16 protein-coding genes are annotated in these 13,327 nt (G+C 72.0%); 13 read left to right on the forward strand and 3 right to left on the reverse strand.

The genetic code is table 11. The features are described 5' to 3' along the window. Window positions 1-318: 318 nt before the first annotated feature. The 3 genes from VT52_RS30270 to VT52_RS30280 all read left to right on the forward strand — a co-directional run bounded on the left by VT52_RS30270 (window position 319) and on the right by VT52_RS30280 (window position 5,957). On the forward strand, window positions 319-4,392 hold the full coding sequence (locus VT52_RS30270; RefSeq protein ID WP_046418883.1) for a WD40 repeat domain-containing protein: 4,074 nt from the start codon (window positions 319-321) through the stop codon (window positions 4,390-4,392). 213 nt (window positions 4,393-4,605) lie between these two features. Next, a complete protein-coding gene (locus VT52_RS30275) occupies window positions 4,606-5,145 on the forward strand; it encodes a SigE family RNA polymerase sigma factor (protein ID WP_046418882.1) in 540 nt (179 codons plus the stop codon). Next, window positions 5,142-5,957 carry a hypothetical protein gene (locus VT52_RS30280; protein WP_046418879.1) on the forward strand — a complete coding sequence of 272 codons (816 nt, stop codon included), beginning with the start codon at window positions 5,142-5,144 and terminating at the stop codon, window positions 5,955-5,957. Before VT52_RS30275 ends, VT52_RS30280 begins: the two co-directional genes overlap by 4 nt. Before the next feature lie 4 nt (window positions 5,958-5,961). On the opposite strand, the gene VT52_RS30285 is transcribed toward VT52_RS30280, so the two are convergent. Together VT52_RS30285 and VT52_RS30290 are read right to left on the reverse strand one after the other, a co-directional pair. Further along, window positions 5,962-6,813, reverse strand: a complete 852-nt coding sequence (locus VT52_RS30285; RefSeq protein ID WP_046418877.1) for an acyl-CoA thioester hydrolase/BAAT C-terminal domain-containing protein — start codon at window positions 6,811-6,813, stop codon at window positions 5,962-5,964. Between the two features lie 344 nt (window positions 6,814-7,157). Beyond that, complete coding sequence (locus VT52_RS30290; RefSeq protein WP_046418876.1) at window positions 7,158-7,451, reverse strand: hypothetical protein; 294 nt, start codon at window positions 7,449-7,451, stop codon at window positions 7,158-7,160. A gap of 590 nt (window positions 7,452-8,041) precedes the next feature. Between VT52_RS30290 and VT52_RS30295 the strand changes: the two genes are divergently transcribed. Further along, window positions 8,042-8,611, forward strand: coding sequence for a nuclease-related domain-containing protein (locus VT52_RS30295; protein WP_240509938.1), 570 nt, complete (start codon window positions 8,042-8,044; stop codon window positions 8,609-8,611). Here the strand turns inward: VT52_RS30295 and VT52_RS30300 are convergent, their stop codons facing one another. Continuing rightward, complete coding sequence (locus VT52_RS30300) at window positions 8,612-9,370, reverse strand: GntR family transcriptional regulator (protein WP_037661634.1); 759 nt, start codon at window positions 9,368-9,370, stop codon at window positions 8,612-8,614. Between the two features lie 190 nt (window positions 9,371-9,560). On the opposite strand from VT52_RS30300, the gene VT52_RS30305 reads away from it, so the two are divergent. The 9 genes from VT52_RS30305 (at window position 9,561) to VT52_RS38245 (ending at window position 13,322) form a co-directional block, all read left to right on the forward strand. Continuing rightward, on the forward strand, window positions 9,561-9,890 hold the full coding sequence (locus tag VT52_RS30305; RefSeq protein ID WP_046418872.1) for an SCO3933 family regulatory protein: 330 nt from the start codon (window positions 9,561-9,563) through the stop codon (window positions 9,888-9,890). A 2-nt stretch (window positions 9,891-9,892) separates the two neighbouring features. Beyond that, a complete protein-coding gene (locus tag VT52_RS30310) occupies window positions 9,893-11,233 on the forward strand; it encodes an FtsK/SpoIIIE domain-containing protein (protein ID WP_046418870.1) in 1,341 nt (446 codons plus the stop codon). Between the two features lie 16 nt (window positions 11,234-11,249). Continuing rightward, a complete protein-coding gene (locus VT52_RS30315) occupies window positions 11,250-11,429 on the forward strand; it encodes a hypothetical protein (RefSeq protein WP_046418868.1) in 180 nt (59 codons plus the stop codon). Between the two features lie 5 nt (window positions 11,430-11,434). Continuing rightward, entirely contained in the window at window positions 11,435-12,103 is a 669-nt protein-coding gene (locus tag VT52_RS30320; RefSeq protein ID WP_046418898.1) for a DUF2637 domain-containing protein, read from the forward strand. A 21-nt stretch (window positions 12,104-12,124) separates the two neighbouring features. Continuing rightward, complete coding sequence (locus tag VT52_RS30325) at window positions 12,125-12,310, forward strand: mobile element transfer protein (protein ID WP_046418866.1); 186 nt, start codon at window positions 12,125-12,127, stop codon at window positions 12,308-12,310. A gap of 17 nt (window positions 12,311-12,327) precedes the next feature. Further along, window positions 12,328-12,633, forward strand: a complete 306-nt coding sequence (locus VT52_RS30330; protein ID WP_046418863.1) for a hypothetical protein — start codon at window positions 12,328-12,330, stop codon at window positions 12,631-12,633. Window position 12,634: 1 nt separating this feature from the next. After that, a complete protein-coding gene (locus VT52_RS30335; RefSeq protein ID WP_046418861.1) occupies window positions 12,635-12,868 on the forward strand; it encodes a hypothetical protein in 234 nt (77 codons plus the stop codon). 95 nt (window positions 12,869-12,963) lie between these two features. After that, window positions 12,964-13,146, forward strand: a complete 183-nt coding sequence (locus VT52_RS30340; RefSeq protein ID WP_046418858.1) for a hypothetical protein — start codon at window positions 12,964-12,966, stop codon at window positions 13,144-13,146. 5 nt (window positions 13,147-13,151) lie between these two features. Further along, the gene (locus tag VT52_RS38245; RefSeq protein ID WP_167377756.1) at window positions 13,152-13,322 is read left to right on the forward strand and encodes a hypothetical protein; all 171 of its coding nucleotides are present in this window, start codon (window positions 13,152-13,154) and stop codon (window positions 13,320-13,322) included. The last annotated feature ends 5 nt before the right edge of the window (window positions 13,323-13,327 follow it).

Raw genomic sequence — 13,327 nt, forward strand, 5'->3', positions numbered from 1 at the left:
GTGTGGAGGTGGGGGGGCTGGGGGGTGGGGGGCGCCGGGCGCGGGGCGGATCAGATGCCGGATCTCCGGCCGCTCGCGGCTTTCGATGGAAGTCGACCGAAAATGTGCAACGCCATGGGGGTGTCTCTCCGAGCGCCGGGCCGTTGGCCTGTCCGGACGATGTGTGACGGTTCCGCTACCGGGGTTGCGATCCTGCCATTTGTCGCCACCACGGAGGAGATCCTGGTCTCCGGAGCGGGGCTTATCCGCAGGTCAGCCGTATAGGGTGAGTTTTCCGGTCCGGACGTCCACAGGCGGGGGGAAGTGAGGGGTGGGGCCTTGGGTTCCGACTCAGGGGCACGCACGGCTTTCGCCGAGCGCCTCGCGCTGCTCTACAAGGAGGCCGGAAACCCTCCCCTGAAAAGCGTCGCCGAGGCGGTCGGACGGCTCCAGCGGGTCGACGAACGCGGCCGTCCGGTGCGCGTGTCCGCACAGCGGATCAGCGACTGGCGGCGCGCGAAGAACGTGCCGGCCCAGTTCGCCGTCCTCGCGGCGGTTCTCCAGATCCTGATCCCCGAGGCGCGCCGTGCCCGCCCGCATCCGGTCTCCACGGGCCTGTACGACCTCGCCCACTGGCAGCGTCAGTGGGAGCGGGCGCTGGCCGACCCGGTGGGCGACCGCGCCACGCCGCCCGCCTCGCCCGCGGAGGAGAACGGCCGTCCGCCCGCCCAGGCCCCGCCCGTCACCGGCGGCGTGTGCCCCTACCGGGGTCTCGCGCCGTACCGGCAGGAGGACGCCCGCTGGTTCTTCGGCCGGGAGCGCAGCACCGACGCGATCATCTCCCAGTTGCGCACGGCGGGCCCCGCCGGCGGCCTGGTGATGCTCGTCGGCGCCTCGGGCGCGGGCAAGTCCTCGCTGCTGAACGCCGGGCTGGTGCCGGCGATCGCGGGCGGCGCCCTGGCCGGCCCGGGGCTCGCCCCGCAGCCGGACGGCGAACCCGGGCGGCGCACCCCCGTCGTCCAGCTGGTGCCCGGCGCCGATCCGCTCGCCGAGCTGGTCCGCCGTATCCCCGATCTCGCCCCCGTGGCCGCCGAGGCGCGCGCGGCCGAGCGGGCGGCCGCGGCCCGGCAGGAGGCCGCCGTGACCGCGGGTGCCGAGGCGCCCCGGACCGTGCGGAGCGCACGGGCCGCGGTCACGGCGTGGGCGCGCCGGGAGGCGCCGCCGGGGGTCCGGCCGGTGATCATCGTGGACCAGTTCGAGGAGACGTTCACCCTCTGCCCCGACGAGGCGGAGCGCCGTACCTTCATCCAGTTGCTGCACGCCTCCTGCACCCCGCCCTTCGGCGCGTCCGGACCCGCCCCCGTCCTGGTCGTGCTCGGCATACGAGCCGACTTCTACGAGCAGTGCCTCGGCTACCCGGAACTCGCCGACGCGCTCCAGCACCGGCACATGGTGCTCTCCCCGCTGACCAGCGGGGAGCTGCGCGACGCGGTGACCGGACCGGCCAAGGCGGTGGGCCTGGAGCTGGAGCCGGGCCTCGCCGAGCTGATCGTGCGCGAGGTGAGCGCCGACGGCCCGCGCGGGGCGCACGACGCGGGCGTGCTCCCGCTGCTCTCGCACGCTCTGCTGGCCACCTGGCAGCGCCGCAAGGCCGGGAAGCTGACGCTGGCCGGCTACCGCGCGGCGGGCGGCATCCAGGGCGCCGTCGCCGCGACCGCCGAACGCGCCTGGTCCGGGCTCGATCCCGCCGCCCGCACGGCCGCCCGGCTGCTCCTGCTGCGCCTGGTGCGGCTCGGCGAGGACACCGTGGCCACCCGGCGGCGCGGCACCCGGCGGCAGCTGGCCCAGGAGTCCTCGGACCCCGGCAAGACCGAGGAGTCCCTGGAGGCGCTGGTCCGGGCCCGGCTGGTGACGCTGGACGCGGAGACCGTGGAGATCACCCACGAGGCGCTGCTGCACGCCTGGCCCCGGCTGCGGCACTGGATCGACGACAACCGCAACGACCATCTGCTGCGCCAGCGCCTGGAGGAGGACGGCCGGTCCTGGGAGGACTCGGAACGGGACAGCTCGCTGCTGTACCGGGGCTCGCGGCTCGAACAGGCCCGCGCCTGGGCGCGCTCGGCGGGGGACACCTATCTGACCCGCAGCGCGGTGGAGTTCCTGGCCGCCTCGGTACGGCTGCGCAAGCGCACCGTGTGGCTGAGCCGGGCGGCGGTGGCGGCCCTGGTGGTGCTCGCGCTGGTCGCGGGCGGCTCCGCGGTGATCGCCTGGCAGCAGCGCGACGACGCCGTGTTCGAACAGGTGCTCGCCGAGGCGGACCGGGTCCAGCGCACCGACCCCTCGCTCGCCGCCCAGCTGGACCTGGTCGCCCACCATCTGCGCCCCGGCGACAAGGGCACGTACAGCAGGCTGATCTCCATCGTGAACGCGCCGCTGGCCACCCCCCTGTCCGGCCACACCGGCGCCGTCTACCTGACCTCCTTCAGCCCCGACGGCCACACCCTGGCCACGGCCAGCTACGACCGGACCGTACGGCTGTGGAACGTGTCGGACCCGACCCGGCCCCGCCCCCTCGGCGGGCCCCTGACCGGGCACACCAGCTGGGTGAGCAGCGCGGTGTTCCGACCCGACGGAAAGGTGCTGGCCAGCGCGGGCGACGACGGCACGATCCGGCTGTGGGACGTCGCCGACCCCGCCCGCCCCACCGCCCTCGGCGCACCCCTGGCCGGCCACTCGGGCACCCTCTATCTGATCGCGTTCAGCCCCGACGGGCACACCCTCGCCTCGGCGGGCGAGGACGGCACGGTACGGCTGTGGAACGTCGCCGACCCGGCGCACCCCACCGCCCTCGCCGTGCTGCGCGGGCACACCGCGGCCGTGCGCAGCGTCGCCTTCAGCCCCGACGGGCACACCCTCGCGGCGGGCGGCGACGACCACACGATCCGGCTGTGGAAGGTGACGGACCCGCGCCGGCCCGCCCCGCTGGGCGTGCTGCGCGGCCACACGGACATCGTGCACTCGGTCGCGTTCAGCCCCGACGGACGCACCCTGGCCAGCGGCAGCGCGGACGACACCGTACGGCTGTGGGACGTCACCGACCCCGCCTCGGCGAAGCCGCTCGGCGCGCCCCTGACCGGGCACACCGGGCCCGTCTGGTCGGTGGCGTTCAGCCCCGACGGCGGGCGGCTCGCCGCCGCGAGCGCGGACAGCACGGCCAGCCTGTGGAACGTCGGTGACCGGGCCGCCCCCTCGCAGATCGGCGAGCCCCTCGCGGGCAGCAGCGGCGAGATGTACGCGCTGGGCTTCAGCCCCGACGGGCGCACCCTCGCCACCGGCAGCGGGGACGCCAAGGTGCGCCTGTGGTCGATCCCGACCTCGGACATGATCGGCCGCAGCGGGGCGTTCAGCCCCGACGGGCGCGTCCTGGCCACGACCGCCCGCGACGGGCGGCTGCGGCTGTGGAACGTGGCGCACCCGGGCCGGCCGGTGCGGCTGGGCCTGCCGTTCGTGAGCGGCGACGGCGCCGACACCCTCGTCTTCTCCCCGGACGGCGACACCCTGGCCGTGCTCACGAGCGAGCAGAAGGTGTACCTGTGGAACGTCGCCGACCCTGCCCACCCCTTCCGGCCCGGCCCGCCGCTGCCACTGCGGACCCGCTTCATGGGCCCCAACGCCCTCGCCTTCAGCCCCGACGGGCACACCCTGGCGACGGCCAACGACGACCGGACCATCAGGCTGTGGGACGTGTCCGACCCGGCCGCGGCCAAGCCGCTGGGCGCGCCGCTCACCGGCCACCACGGCTACATCAACGCGCTCGTCTTCAGTCCCGACGGGCACACCCTGGCCAGCGGCAGCGCGGACAGCACCGTACGGCTGTGGGACGTCACCGACCCGGCCGCGGCCAGGCCGCTGGGCGCACCGCTCACCCGGCACACCGGCCCGGTCAACGCGCTGGCCTTCACCCCGGACGGCCGGGCACTGGCCAGCGGCAGCGACGACGACACGGTCCGGCTGTGGGACGTCACCGATCCGGCCGCGGCCGAGCCGCTGGGCGCACCGCTCACCGGCCACACCGAGGCGGTCACCTCGCTGACCTTCGACGCCGACGGCAACACACTGGCCAGCGGCGGGGACGACAACACGGTCCGGCTGTGGAACGTCACCGACCCCACCGCGGCGCGCCCGATCGGCCAGTCCATGACGCCCAACGCCAAGACCGGCACCTTCCTGTCCTTCAGCCCCGGCAGCCGCGTCCTCGGCGTCTCCAGCGGCCAGGACACGGTCCGCCTGTGGGACCTGGACGCCGGCACGGCCATCGACCACATCTGCTCGGTCACCCGGGACGTCCTCACCCCCGCCAAGTGGCAGGAGTACCTCCCACGCCTGTCCTACGACCCTCCGTGTGGCCACTGATCGGCCAACTTCCTTTTTTTCCCTCCGACTTGGCTCCACACAACCGACAACCTTGTTACCCTTGGCCATAGCCCGATCGCTGGTGCATCCCCCGTCGCCAGCGATCGGGTCTTTTCATGCCCCCGTACCCTCGGCGTCCGAGCCCTTCCCTGCGCGACCCGAGGCAACGATCCGCCCGGTCCATGGACTCTCTCAGGTGTTCAGGAGGTGTCCATGAGGGACGGAAAGCAGGACCGGGACGAAGAGTTCGGCAGATTCATGACCGCCCGCTGGCCACGGCTGCTGCGGACGGCCTTCCTCCTCACCGGGGAACGGCACTCCGCCGAGGATCTCGCCCAGTCCACGTTGGAGCGGGCCTACACGGCCTGGCGCAGAGTCGGTACGGCCGACGACCCGGACGCCTATGTCCGGCGCGTGATGATCAACCTGCACGCCCGCCGGCACCGGCGCAGGCTCAAGGAGTTCCTGGCGCCGAAGGACGATTCCGGCCTGGTGCGCGAGGAGGCCGACCACAGCGACCGGATCACCCGGGCCGTCGACCGCGAGGTGCTGCTCCGGGCGCTCGCCCAGTTGCCCGCGCGGCAGCGCCAGGCGGTGGTCCTGCGCTACTGGGAGGACCTGACGGAGACCCAGACCGCACAGGCGATGGGCTGCTCCGTCGGCACGGTCAAGAGCAACACGGCCAAGGGCATAGCGAAGCTGCGCCTCATCCCGGCGCTGGCCGACGCGGTCCCGCAGGGAGGTCGGGCATGACGAACACGGACGGGAACGGGCACGGCATGGCACAGGACAGGATCGCGCTCCTCCTCGCGGACGCGGCGCGGGAGATCGAGACCGGTGCGGCGCCCGTCACGGCGGTCGTGAGGGGCGGACGGCGGCGCCGGGCACGGCGGTTGACGGCGGCGGTGGCCGCGGCCGCCGCGGTGCTGACGTGCGGCACGGTGACAGCGGTGAACGAGCTGCCCGACCGCGGCTCGGCATCGCCCGCGGGCACGGGAGCCGACCGGCCCCTGGTGTACGAGCCGGTGATGTCGACGGTGGGCGAGGGCACCCGGGACGGCGGGACGTGGAGCGTGAACGTCCAGGTGTGGCCGGCGCCCCGCGACCGCGGCGAGGCCGTCCGGCAGATGAAGGCCATGGCGGACTGGGGCTTCACCCCGGTGACGTCGGGCAGCCCCTCCGACCTGATCGGCAAGACGACCTACTTCTTCATCCGCGCCTTCGAGAAGGGCGGCGAAAGCGCCCGGTTCCGGCTGGTGACCTCGGACACTGTCGCCGGCCTGCCCAGCCCGAAAGGCACCGGGATCAACGTCTTCACCAAGCCCCTCACCCCTGACTCCGACGCCCAGAGCCTGGTCGTCGGCATGGTGGCCACGACGGCACGCCAGGTCACCTGCCACTGGAAGGACGGCAGCGCGACCACGGCCGAGCTCGCGCCCGCCAACACCCCGATCCGCCCCTCGGACGCCGTCATCCGGTCCGTCCGCGGCTTCCCCACCGCCAACTGGTTCGTCTGCGCGGCTCCGGGGTCGACCTCCTACAAGTCCGCGGAGGTGACCAAGTAGCCCCTCAGCCCCGCAGCGCGTCCAGGATGTGCGGCCAGGCGGCCGCGCCGAGCAGCCCGTCGGCCTCCGGAGTGCCGCCGTACCGGAAGGCCGAGGACGGCGGCGAGGGAGGTTCGCCGGGGAAGCGGGGCCGGTGGCCGGCGTCGGCGCGGGAGATCAGACGGACGCCGGCCCCGGCCGCGCGGCGACGCCCGGCCAGCCGTTCGGCGTAGGGCCCCGAGGGCCACATCGCGTCGTCGCCGCCCGCGACCAGGATCAGCTCGGCCCGCGCCTCCTCGACCGGGATCTCCGCCGCCGGCAGCAGACCGGCGAAGGTCCGCTCGCTGCGCTCGTACCAGCCCCGGATGGCGACGGGCTCGCCCTGCGGCTCGGCCGGCGTCCAGGAGTCGTCCATCGGCACGAAGGGCAGCGGCCGCCCCCGCCAGGTCCAGCACGAACGGTACGGGCGGTCGGCCCCGTCCCGGCCGGGCCCGACGTTGCACCAGACCAGCGGGCTGGGCGACAGGGCGACCACCAGGTCCACCCGGTCGTCGCGCACGGCCGTGAGCAGGGCCGCCTCCGCCCCCTTGGACACCCCGAGCACACCGACGCGGCGTGCCCCCGCGCCGCGCAGCAGGCCGACGGCGGCGGTGAAGGTCTCCAGCGGGACCTCGCAGATCCCCGGTGGCTGCCCGGTCCCGCCGAACCAGCGGATCGCCAGCGCGGTGATCCCCTGCCGGGCGAGCAGGCGTGCCCGCTCCCGCATGACCCGCCCGCTGGACCCGGCCAGCACCAGCGCCCCGGCCGTGCCGCCGCCCACGGGGGAGGCCAGCAGCCCCTCCCAGGGCTCGGTCAGCTCCCGCTCCACGATCTCCACGAGCCCCCCGAGTGTTCCCGCCGCCGTCGGTACTTCCGGCGGCCCGATGTCCTTGTCCGGGACAGCAGTTGCGGTGTTCGCCTCGACCCGAGGAACCGCGCCGGAACGCCGAAGACCCCCAGCCGTTGATGACTGGAGGTCTTCGTGCTGGTGGGGCTAACAGGATTTGAACCTGTGGCCTCATCCTTATCAGGTCGATCACGGGTCACTGACGGCATCTATCAACTCGCTTGCGGCCTCGAATGATCGTCCGCCTGGAGGCGGGACTGACCGTTGCTGTCCGCGCTTGTTGGTGTCAGCCGTTGGTGTCAGGTGTCAGGGCACCTCTTGACAGATCAGCCCATTCAGCGTTCACCGTGGCCGAGTGCCGTGAGATCCACCCATATCCAAGGCTCGCGGTGCCACGTACGCACTTCGCCTACGACGAGGTCAATGGTCGTCCCCACAGGGGGCAGTTCCTGGGCGAGTCGCTTCACTCCAGGCTCGCTCTTGCGGCGAATCAGGTCCAGTGAGGCACCCACGGGTTCGTAGTCGTTGAGTTCCGCCATGAGGCCCCATGGTTCGTGGCTGGTGATCGTTGCCCGGACGATCTCGCCCTGACGAAGCTCGCTGAGGGAACGCCTCGGCTCATCTGACATGACGGCATCATCCCTCCTCAGCCCACCACTCTCCCCAGCTCCCATCCCGTCCGCCGTCGACCCACACACCGTGGAGCAGGCGTGGTTCAGGGCGTCAAGGTGGAGCGCGCCACTGTACGAACGACCTTGACGCCCTGGGCCGCGTCTGCTCGGCTCTGCCTGGGTCGATGGCGGACGGGATGGGAGCTCCCCGCGCACGCCCCAACGTGCCCGCAGTCGGCGACGGCGCCCCCTCCATCCCGGTGCCGGCCGATCCCCCGCCGGAGGCATCGTCTTTGACCGCGCGCCGCTCTATGCGGTGATCGACTCATGGCTACCGGCCCTATCCACATGTGGGCGCGCGTCGGCGCAGCGTGGGCGGAGCGGGCCGGAGGCAGGAGCGGCGCCCGGAGCGGCGCCGGGAAGCGCGCCCGGCGGAGCGGAGCGCAGCCGGGGCTTGATGAGGTAGAGAAACCTGTAACAGCTCATGGCCGATACGGTTCTTGGCGCTGCTCACTCCTCCGTGGTGGTCTGGGATCAGAGGGCACGCGCGAGGGGGCAGGGTGCAGCCGTTACCGGATGACTTGGCACGGAACAGGCCGGGCGACGCGGTGCGCCGCAAGATCCGGGAGTTACAGCCGAACCCGGTGCTGAGGCTGATCGACCGCCGGCGCCCCGGCTCGGACATCCGTAGTTGGGCGGACGGGCTCACCGGGGAACGCCTCACTGGACGCCAGTTGAGCAAGCTTCGCCGCCGTGGCTGGTTCACCCTCCACGCGATCCAATGGCCGAGCGGTGCGGACATCGACCACCTTGCCATCGGTCCCGCCGGCGTCTTCTCCATCAACTCCAAGCGGCACCGCGGGAAGACCGTCTGGTACGGCGATACCGCCGTCACGGTGAACGGCTCCCCGACCCGTCACATCGCGGCCAGCCAATCCGAGGCCCGGCGTGTCTCGCGGGCCTTGTCCGCGCGCTGTGGAGTCGACGTTCCCGTCCGCCCCGTGATCTCCGTGGTGCACGCGGCGAAACTCACGGTCAAGGGTGCTAACCCGCCGGTGCTCGTCCTGGCGGTCGAACACCTCGGTCGGGTCCTATCTGGACTGTCGCCGACGCTCCCGCCTGACCAGGTTGCGCGTATCTACAGCGTGGCGCGAGATGCCCGGACCTGGGCCGGCTAATCAGGCGTCGAAGTCATACTCCAGTACGTAGGCGGCGGAGTCGAGAGTCATTTCGTTCACCTCGACCGGGCGCCCCTCGTCCGCGAACGCCGTGCGGCAAATCATGATCACAGGCGTCCCCATGGAGAGCTGAAGGCGGCTCGCCTCCTCCTGAGACGGCATCCGGGACCGGATCTCCTCGCGGAAGTGCACGGGCTTGTAGCCAAGCTCGGCCAGCCGGGCATACGTCCCGCCGGGTCCGGTGTCCTCCTGGGTGATCGCCGAACCCGCTACAAGATCAGCAGGCAGGTAGGACGTGGACAGCAGGACGGGCTTGTCATCCAGGACGAAGCGGCGGCTACGCACGCACACGGGTGCGTCGGCCTCGACGCCAAGTACCTGACTGATCCGTTCGGGTGATGCCGCCTCGTAGACCTGCACCTGGTCGACCACCAAGGTGCGGTCCTCGATGTCCGCCGACCAAATGGACCGTCCCGAACCCCACTGATCGCGGGACAGCCGCTGAATGCCTCGCCGTCTGAGCGGCTTGAAGGCGCGGACGAACACGCCAGCGCCCTTGCGGGACTCGGCAAGACCCTCGTTCTGGAGCACACCGAGCGCCTGCCGGGCGGTCATGCGGGCCACCTCGTACGTGGCCATGAGGTCGTTCTCTCCTGGTAGCCGATCACCTGGGCCGTACTCGCCGGCCTGGATCGCTTCCCTCAGTTCGTCCGCGATGCGCTGGTACTTCGGCTGGCGTCCGCTGCCCTGGGTGGCCATGTGATCCCTCCTTTCCTCTCTAGACACCTTAGGGGCGATCGCACGTTCGCCCCAACCGGCGGCTCGCCTCTGTAGCCCATCCGAAACCTCTCTAGAGATGTGTTGACATCTCTAGAGAGGTGAAGTTCTATGGAGTCATCTCTAGAGAGGTTGCTTACAAGGGAGCGGCCTCAAGGATGAGGGGGCAGCTATGCCGTCGTTCAAGATCGACCTTTCGACCGCTGTGGTGTTCGTGGCGACCGCGCCGACGCCGAAGCTGGCCAACGCGAAGACGGGTGAGCGGGCGATGGACCGTGAGACTGGGGCGCCGCTGTCGACGGTGGGCCTGCTGGTCTCGGACGAGGGGGAGGGGAACCTCTACCAGGTCACGATCCCGGAGACCGGGTTCTCGGAGGGTCTGGCGCCGGGCATGCCGGTCAAGGTGGTGGGCCTGAAGGCGCGGGACTGGGAGAACGAGTTCAACGGGCAGAAGCGGCACGGCATCTCGTTCCGCGCGGTCGCGATCACTTCGGCGGCCTGACCATGACGGATCTGTCCATGGTGCTGGAGGCCACGGGTGCCCTCGCGGGGGCCGGCGGTCTCGGGGTCGCGAAGGTCCGCGCGCCGCGCGTGTACTGGTCGCTGGTCGGCCTGCCGGTGGCCTGGGGCCGGTTCACGGTCACCTACCGCTCCACGATGGACGTGTGCGGGCTGACGGTCCAGCCCTCCCGTCTGCGGGCGTTCCTCACCCGGAACGTGGCCCGGCGTGAGGTGCTGCCGGTGCCGCCGAAGGTGCGCGGGGTGCGGGGTACGTCGACGGGGATGCGGGTGACGCTGCGGCTTCCTGCCGGCCTGGAACCGGCCGACCTGGTGGCCGCCTCGGAGCGGCTGCGGCACGCCTGGGGTGTCCACTCGGTGACCATCGCCGAGACCAAGCCCGGCTTCGTGCAGCTCCGCATGACCGGCTATGACGTGCTGCGTCGCGTCCGGATGCCCCGCACGGCCCGCCCCGACGGTCTGGCCGTTCCGGTGGCGCTGCGCGAGGACGGCACCGCGTTCGTGCGGGACTTCCGCAAGGTGCCTATGGCCCTGACGCTCGGGGCGAACAACTCGGGCAAGTCCGTCTACCAGCGCAACCTGATCAAGGGCCTGGCCAAGCTGCCGGTGGCCCTGGTCGGGGTCGACTGCAAGCGCGGTGTCGAACAGTCGGCGTACGCGCGTCGCCTGTCGGCCCTGGTCACCACGCCGGATGAGGCGGCCTCGCTGCTGGACGTGCTGGTGTCGGAGATGGAAGCCCGCTTCGACCTGCTGAGCCAGCACGGCGTCTCGGACATGTGGGACCTGGCCGAGGAGTTACGGCCGGTGCCGGTCGTCGTCCTGGTGGACGAGGTGGCGGAACTGTTCCTGATCTCCTCCCGGAAGGACGAGGAGCGGCGGGAGCGGATCGTCACCGCGTTGATCCGGCTCGCGCAGATGGCCCGCGCGGTCGGGATCTACCTGGAGGTGTGCGGGCAGCGATTCGGCTCCGAGCTGGGCAAGGGCGCGACCATGCTCCGCGCGCAGCTCACCGGCCGTGTGGTGCACCGGGTCAACGACAAGCAGACCGCCGAGATGGGTCTTGCCGACGTGGCGCCGGATGCGGTCGTGGCCGCCGGTCTGATCCCGGCGGAGCGTCCCGGTACGGCGGTTGCCGCCGACTCCTCCGGGGGTTGGTCGAAGATCCGCACCCCGCATACCTCCCGCGATGAAGTCGTGGCGGTCTGCCGGCAGTTCGCCCACCTCGTCCCCGACCTGCCCGCCCTCGACCCGTACCGCCCGCACGTGCCCGCCGATGCCCCGGTGTCGGGTCCGTCGCTGGTCAAGCCGCGCCCGGTCACGGACTGAGAAGGGGGAATCCGTCATGGCCACGCGCAAGAACGCCAAGCGCAAGCCGGTGCCCTGCCCGGACTGCGGCGGCAAGGGCGAGACCAGCGAAACCGTCCGCGTCGGCGCTCGCAAGGGCCGCGCCACCGACAACCGGCAGGCCGCCTTGTGCCTGACCTGCCTGGGAACCGGCGAAGCCCTCGCAGGCGGGGAGTGATCACCGTGCCGCGTTCGATCCGCCCTGATGCCGTCCTCGTCCAAGCCGTGATCGCCGGGGCGTTGTCCTTCGCGCACCTGCACGACTTGGCTGCGGCGGCTGGGCAGTCCGGATGGAAGGCGTGGGCGTATCCGGTCTCGGTCGACCTGCTGTTGGTCGCCGCCTGGCGTCGGCTGCGCGCCGGCCGGGACCGCTCGTCCTGGACCTGGTTCGCCATCGCCCTTGCCGCCTCGCTCGGCGCCAACGTCGCCACCGCCGGCCTCCTCGATCTCGGTCATGTGCCCGCCTGGCTGCGCATCCTCGTCGCCGGCTGGCCTGCTCTCGCGTTCCTCGGCGGCACCCTCCTCGTCCACGCCCCCACCCCGGCCACCTCGGAGCAGGAGCCGGGCGAGGAAGACGAGGAGCCGGCGGCGCCGGAAGTCGAGATGCACCGCACCGACATCCCCGACCCGGAACCCGCCTCGGAGACGGTGCCAGAGCTGACCCCGGCACTGCCCAAGCCGCCCGTGGACACCCCGGCCGTGCCCCCGGCGCTGCTCAACCACGCCCGTTCGATCGCTGACGCACACCGCAACTCGACGGGCGAGCAGATCACCGCCGAAACGCTGACCGCCCGGCTCGGCCTGCCCGCCCCGACCTGCCAAGCCATCGCCGCGCAACTCCAACTCACCTGACCTGGAAGGGAGGTGAACCCTGTGCGCCCGAACCGCTTCTACAACGTGATCCGCATCGGCCCGGTCGAGGTCGGCACCTTCAACAACGGCCGTGGCCAGACCCGACACACCGCCGCCTGCACCGCCCCCGGCTGCGGCTTCTCCACCGAACACCGCGACCGCTCCGCCGCCGAACTCTCCGCCCGCACCCACCGCTGCACCGCCTGAGAGAAGGAGAAGACCCCGTGTTCACCCCGAAATACCCGCCCCCGGACACCGCCCCCGTCTCCGTCCCGGCCCCGGCGCCCACGCCCGACCACACCCCGGCCAGCACCACGCCGACGCCGGCCCCGGCTCCGGCCTCGAACCGGCCCACGATCCAGCTCACCCCCGGCACCACGCTCGCCCTCGTCGGCGGCGGCACCGCCGTCGTCCTGGTCGTCGGCACGGTCCTGGTCTCCATGCTCCTCGCGGTCGCCATCACCGGCATGTCCGTCGCGGTAACCGCCGTCGTCCTTCGCTCGCTCGTCAACAACCAGAAGGGCCGCTGACATGGGCATCTTCAGCCGCAAGTCGAACTCCGAGCCCGCCCGCGATGAGGAGATGGTCGAGCTCGGCCGCGAGTACGCCATCGCCCGACGCCACCGCGACACCAGGGCCATGAACCGGATCATGCGGCAGGTCGGCAACGACAAGGACGTCAAGGACCTCAGCGACTTCCGCGCTGGCCAGGAGTCCTACGACTCCATCCCGCCCATCCCGCGCGGTCGCAACCGCCGTCGCTGAACGGCCCCCGGAGCGGCCTCGGTCGCCAAACTTCCGCCGCTCCGGGCGCCTGCACCCCATTCCAGAACCAACGGACCCGAAAGGGAGACCCCATCATGCCCCAGCGCGCCCGGAACACGCCCGTCTGCCGCGACTGCGACGGCTTCGCCACCGCCGCCATCACCACCGGTACCCGCCACACCGACGGCACCCGCGCCACCCTCACCGTCACCTGCCCCACCTGCAAGGGCACCGGCCACACCCTCCCCGCCGCCGGCCTCGCCCGCGCCGGGAGGTGACCGCCATGGCTCTCCTCGACTGGCGCTCTGCCGACCACTTCGACTCCTCCGGTGACAAGCCGTGCGTGCTCTGCACCAAGCCCACCCCGCTGCGCTCCGACAACGGCAAGCCCGTCCACAAGGTGTGCGCCGAGGAGTGGATCGACTGCCACACCCCGAAGGAGGAGAACGCGTGACCACC

The organism is Streptomyces malaysiense, from assembly GCF_000980885.2.
Taxonomy (GTDB): domain Bacteria; phylum Actinomycetota; class Actinomycetes; order Streptomycetales; family Streptomycetaceae; genus Streptomyces; species Streptomyces malaysiense.

Bases quoted from the DNA above. Each gene is read 5' to 3' on its own strand.
- VT52_RS38245 (WP_167377756.1), top strand. From the start codon at position 13,152: ATGGCTCTCCTCGACTGGCGCTCTGCCGACCACTTCGACTCCTCCGGT.
- VT52_RS30335 (WP_046418861.1), top strand. From the start codon at position 12,635: ATGGGCATCTTCAGCCGCAAGTCGAACTCCGAGCCCGCCCGCGATGAG.
- VT52_RS30315 (WP_046418868.1), top strand. From the start codon at position 11,250: ATGGCCACGCGCAAGAACGCCAAGCGCAAGCCGGTGCCCTGCCCGGAC.
- VT52_RS30275 (WP_046418882.1), top strand. From the start codon at position 4,606: ATGAGGGACGGAAAGCAGGACCGGGACGAAGAGTTCGGCAGATTCATG.
- VT52_RS30290 (WP_046418876.1), bottom strand. From the start codon at position 7,451: ATGTCAGATGAGCCGAGGCGTTCCCTCAGCGAGCTTCGTCAGGGCGAG.
- VT52_RS30305 (WP_046418872.1), top strand. From the start codon at position 9,561: ATGCCGTCGTTCAAGATCGACCTTTCGACCGCTGTGGTGTTCGTGGCG.
- VT52_RS30310 (WP_046418870.1), top strand. From the start codon at position 9,893: ATGACGGATCTGTCCATGGTGCTGGAGGCCACGGGTGCCCTCGCGGGG.
- VT52_RS30280 (WP_046418879.1), top strand. From the start codon at position 5,142: ATGACGAACACGGACGGGAACGGGCACGGCATGGCACAGGACAGGATC.
- VT52_RS30340 (WP_046418858.1), top strand. From the start codon at position 12,964: ATGCCCCAGCGCGCCCGGAACACGCCCGTCTGCCGCGACTGCGACGGC.
- VT52_RS30300 (WP_037661634.1), bottom strand. From the start codon at position 9,370: ATGGCCACCCAGGGCAGCGGACGCCAGCCGAAGTACCAGCGCATCGCG.